Annotated in this window: 4 protein-coding genes; 2 read left to right on the top strand and 2 right to left on the bottom strand. The window is 28.2% G+C overall.

What is annotated here, in order from left to right; translation table 11 throughout:
• Positions 1-181 precede the first annotated feature (181 nt).
• A complete protein-coding gene (nrdJ, locus tag E6248_RS12505) occupies positions 182-2,539 on the top strand; it encodes a ribonucleoside-triphosphate reductase, adenosylcobalamin-dependent (protein ID WP_316341129.1) in 2,358 nt (785 codons plus the stop codon).
• Between the two features lie 123 nt (positions 2,540-2,662).
• Here the strand turns inward: nrdJ and E6248_RS12510 are convergent, their stop codons facing one another.
• Positions 2,663-3,625: a LacI family DNA-binding transcriptional regulator gene (locus E6248_RS12510; RefSeq protein WP_316341130.1), complete on the bottom strand. Its 963-nt coding sequence runs from the start codon at positions 3,623-3,625 to the stop codon at positions 2,663-2,665.
• A 111-nt stretch (positions 3,626-3,736) separates the two neighbouring features.
• On the opposite strand from E6248_RS12510, the gene E6248_RS12515 reads away from it, so the two are divergent.
• Positions 3,737-4,630: a haloacid dehalogenase-like hydrolase gene (locus E6248_RS12515; RefSeq protein WP_316341131.1), complete on the top strand. Its 894-nt coding sequence runs from the start codon at positions 3,737-3,739 to the stop codon at positions 4,628-4,630.
• 243 nt (positions 4,631-4,873) lie between these two features.
• Here E6248_RS12515 and E6248_RS12520 read toward each other — a convergent pair whose 3' ends face one another.
• Positions 4,874-5,023: a hypothetical protein gene (locus tag E6248_RS12520; RefSeq protein ID WP_316341132.1), complete on the bottom strand. Its 150-nt coding sequence runs from the start codon at positions 5,021-5,023 to the stop codon at positions 4,874-4,876.
• Positions 5,024-5,376 lie beyond the last annotated feature (353 nt).

Raw genomic sequence — 5,376 nt, forward strand, 5'->3', positions numbered from 1 at the left:
TAATTATATTATGTAGAATTTTCAAAGTTAAGTAAAGTTAATTGCTAAAATAACTACATATTGTATTATTTAAAAAATCATCTAGATTTAAATACAATATGTAGTATAATTATAATTATGGATAGATTGTCATATTTATTTAATATTATTAAAATTAACTATATTCTAGAGGGGTGTTAGTGTGAAGGTAAGAAAAAGAGATGGGAGCTTAGTGGATTTTACTAAAGATAAAATAACTAAAGCAATTGAAAAGGCTATGGAAGAAACTAAGATTGGAGTAGATCATAATTTAAGCTCTCAAATATCTAATGAAATCTTTGTAAGTCTATCAAATGGAACTGAAAAATATTATGAAGTGGAAGATATTCAAGATGTGGTTGAGTTTAAATTGATGGATAGTGAAAGAAAGGATGTAGCTAAAAGATATATTATATATAGAAGCGAAAAAGAAAAGGAAAGAAGAAAGAATTCTAGCAAGGAAACTTATAAGATGATAAAGGATGATTTTGTAAGTAAGTATAAACATAGTAAATCTCCTATGGGGCAATTAGGAAACTTTGTTTATTATAGAACATATTCAAGATTTTTATCAGAACAAGGAAGAAGGGAATATTGGTGGGAAACAGTTAGAAGAGCTGTAGAGTATAATACTTCAATAATACCAACTTCAAAGGAAGAAGCAGAAAAATTATATGATAATATTTTTAATCTTAGACAATTCTTATCTGGAAGAACTTTTTGGGTAGGAAATACAAAGGTTTCAAAGCAATATCCTATGAGTAATTTTAACTGTGCATTTCAAATAATAGATTCATTCCAAGCTTTTACGGACTTATTTTATTTATTAATGATAGGATCTGGAGTAGGAGTTAGAGTTCTTAAGGAAGATGTAAATAAGATACCAAAACTTAGGACTAATTATAAATTAATTCATAAGGACTATAAAGAAGTTCCTAAGATTATAAGAGAAGATAGTACATCATTAACTTTTTACAATAATACTTCAGCTGAAATTGTAATAGGAGATTCTAAGGAAGGCTGGGTTCAAGCTTTAGAGCATTTCTTAAATATTGTTGGAAGAAGTCAATATAGAAATATAAATACAATAATTATAGATTACTCTCATGTTAGACCAAAGGGAGAAAGATTAAATACCTTTGGGGGAACAGCTTCTGGTCATGAAAGTTTAAAAAATATGTTCTATAAAATTGATAAGGTAATAAAGAGAAAGTCACTTTTATTAGAAAAGGATAATGTTAAGCTTGCCCCTATAGATTGTTTAGATATTGCTAATATTATTGGAGAGAATGTTGTAGTTGGTGGTGTTAGAAGAACTGCTGAAATGGTTATTATAGATGAAAGTGATACAGAATGTATAGAAGCAAAATCTAATCTTTATAAGCAAGAAGATGGTAAGTGGAGTGTTAATAATGAATTAATTCATAGACAAATGAGTAATAATTCGATTTATTATACTGAAAAGCCAACTAGAGAAAGATTAAAATGGAATATAGAAAAAATGAGATATTCAGGGGAACCAGGATGGATAAATGCAGAAGCGGCTGGTAAGAGAAGACCAAATATGAATGGTGTTAATCCTTGTGGTGAAATATTATTAGACTCACAAGGTTTATGTAATTTAACTACTGTAAATGTATATGCTTTTGTTAAAGAAGATGGAACCTTAGATGAGAAATCATTATTAGATGCACAAAAATTATCTGCAAGAGCAGGTTATAGAATGACTTGTGTAGAACTTGAACTTCCAGATTGGGATAGAGTTCAACAAAGAGATAAGTTAGTTGGATGTTCCTTAACTGGCTGGCAGGACATGGTTAATGCTATTAAATTAACTAAGGAAGAAGAAGCAGACTTACTTAAGAAATTAAAAAAGGCAGCAAAGGATGCTGTATCTGATTATGCAAAGGAACTTGGACAAAATGAACCTTTATTAGTAACTACAATTAAACCTGAAGGTACATTATCTCAATTACCTTCAGTATCAAGTGGAGTTCACTATTCACATTCACCATACTTTATAAGACGTGTTAGAATATCAAGTGATGATCCATTAGTTAAGGTATGTGAAGAATTAGGATATCCAGTATTACCAGAAGTAGGTCAAAGTATTGAAAACTGTACTACTAAGGTAGTGGAATTCCCAGTTAAGGCTCCTGAAGGAAAAACTAAGTATGATGTAAGTGCTTTAGAGCAATTAGAAAATTATAAGATGTTTATGGAAAATTACGTTGAGCATAATTGTTCAATAACAGTTCATGTTAGAGACCATGAGTGGGAAGAAGTTGAAAACTGGGTTTGGGATAATTGGGATTCAGTTGTTGCAGTATCATTTTTACCACTAGATGATAGTTTCTATGAGCTATTACCTTATGAAGCTATAGAGAAAGAAGAGTATGAAAAGAGAGTTAATGAAATGAAACCTTTTATACCTTCTCTAATATCTAAGTTTGAAAAAGAAGAAACTGAGCTTGATATTGGAAATGATGGTTGCGAAACTGGAATTTGTCCAGTTAGATAAATATAAAGCAGGGATAAGACCTTCTTAATTAAATCATATTAAATAAAAAGAAGCTGTTCAGTAGGTGTTTTTAAATACCTTAATGTAACAGCTTTTTTATTTAACTCTTTATATAATCAAAACTTATAAGGTTTTTAAATTTAAATTATTTCTATCAATAAAGGTTCCTTTAATAACCTTATTTTCTCTATTACCAGAAATACAAAGTCTTACTGCTTCAATTCCTAAATCTTCAAGATGAAAGTCTATTGTAGATAAGTTAAGGACCTTACTATTTGAGTAATTATCCTGACCTATAATAATAGGTGGGTCTAAATTATTATTCTTAAAGTACCAGTAGATACCTGAAGCTATTTCATCACTATTAGCAAAAATACATTGTGGCTTAGGGATAATGCTATTAAAGTAAGCTCCTGCCTTTATACCATCTTCAAAATTTCTACAATTAGAAAACGTGTTTTCTTCTTTGAATGTATTTAAGCTTTCAGAAAAGGCTGAATATGTATTTTGAGAGTTTAGACTACTATTAGGTAATCTACTAAAGGTTAATCCTATGTTATATATTCCATTATTTTTCAATGTTTCTAAAATAGATCTATAAGTGTAACTTTTATCTAAAGTTACAGAAGGAATGGCTGAATTACCTGTATCTTCACAGCTTACTATATGGCCATATTCTAAGTATTTCTCAATGATATCATAAGAGTTAGCTGCTGATGTAATTATTATTCCATCAAATTCTTTTGTAGATAGTAATTTTAAATAATTTACTTCAGCATCTTTATCATAATTAGTTGGCAAGAAAGTAACCCTATATTTTCTTTTAAAGCTTTCATAAATAATAGAATTAATTAGTGAGCTATAATAAGAATTATAAGTTACATAAGGAATTATTATTCCAAGAGTATAACTTTTTCCAGTACTTAAGCTAACAGCTTTGTTATTAGGTACATAATTTAATTCATTAGCTATTTTAAATATAATTTCTTTAGTTTCCTCTGATATTCTACTACTATTATTTAATGCTCTAGAAACAGTAGAAGGCGAAAATCCAGATTTCTTTGAAATATCATATATAGTACTCAACTTAGCTCACTCCTTTTAAAAAAATTATATCAAAAATTAATCTTGACGTGCAACCGATTGAACAGTTTATAGTTAAACTATAGATATTAAAAGTTAAGAGGAGAGAATAAAATGAAGAGATTATTAAGTTGTTATGCAAGTGATTTTAAGGATATGAAAGCGGATGAATTAAAAAATGCAATTTTAGCAAGTGAAGGAAGAACTATTTTAGGAGAAACAGTAGTAACTGCTGCACCACTTTTAGAGGGGGTTACAAATGCTGAAGTTATGAGTGCTTTTGGAGCGGATTTAATACTTTTAAATGAGTTTGATGTATTCTTAAAGAAGATTAATGGTATGAAGGATGAAGAAAATCCAATAAGTAAAATTAAGAATCTTGTAGGAAGACCAGTAGGAATTAACTTAGAACCAGTAGATGAAAGCGCTAATTTAATAGATGAAAAAGTTAAATTATCTAGTGGAAGATTAGCAACTATAGATACATTTAAAGAAGCAGAAAAATTAGGAGTTGATTTTATATGCTTAACAGGTAATCCATCTACAGGTGTATCAAATGAAGCAATAAATAATTCTATAGTAAATGCTAAAAAATATTTTTCAGGATTAATTTTAGCTGGTAAGATGCATGGAGCTGGAATGGTAGAAAACTTAGTAGATGAAAAGATGATATTTTCTTTTGTGGAAAATGGTGCTGATGGTATTTTACTACCTGCAGTTGGTACAGTTCCAGGTATAAATGAAAATTTATTATCAGATATAGTTAGAAAAATAAAATCAAAAGGTGCACTAGTAATGAGTGCAATTGGAACAAGTCAAGAAAGTGCAGATGTAGATACTATAAGATTAATAGGTATGAGTAATAAGAGAATTGGAGCTGATATACATCATATTGGAGATGGTGGTTATGGAAGAATGGCAGATCCAGAAAATATAATGGCTTTATCAATAACTGTAAGAGGAAAGAGACATACTTACTTTAAAATGGCTCAATCAATTAATAGATAAAAAAGTTAGACTCTTTAAAAAGCATCATTTCTTATAGGTAATTAACTCCATAGATAATACAATGAAAATAAATAGATTGGATATATAAAATAAAGGGGCTGCTTTTTAAACAGCCCCTTTAAAAATGAATAATAGTTTATGTAAATTTTCTAGAATTATTAAAAAAATTTATGAAATTTCATTAGCTTTTTTATTAAATTTTAATTATTCATTTTACATTGTGTCACAGCACCTTCATTTATATTAAAGCTTAATTAGATATTCATCCTTTCCAATTGCATTAACATCTATATTATTAGAATTTAGTAGATTGATAAGTTTATCAATATTAGTTGTAGATGATGAGTCAATCTTGATTATTAATTCGTTTTTTAATACTTGTTCATTTAGCATATTAAGCATCCCCTTAAAATAAAAAATTTGTATAAGTACATTATAAGGGCAAGTGGATGGGACAAGCAAAGTTAATTAGTGGGCAAATGAGTAGGGGGAAGGAAGAGGAGTATTATAATGGGAAAGTTACCTTTGTAAAAGTAAGTAATATTTTAAAGTGAAATCTATTTCGAATAGTGATTATATTTACATTTGTTTCGATTATGTGTTGTTAAATGAAGTAATTAGATACAAGTAGTGAATAAAAAAGAAAATATGTCGCGATATAGTGACAAATATAAATGTTAAGATTATAATATTTATATAATGTATAAATATTATAATCTTAATAAAAATTTATCATTAGATAAGTG

This window comes from Clostridium sp., from assembly GCF_032552055.1.
Lineage (GTDB): Bacteria > Bacillota > Clostridia > Clostridiales > Clostridiaceae > Clostridium.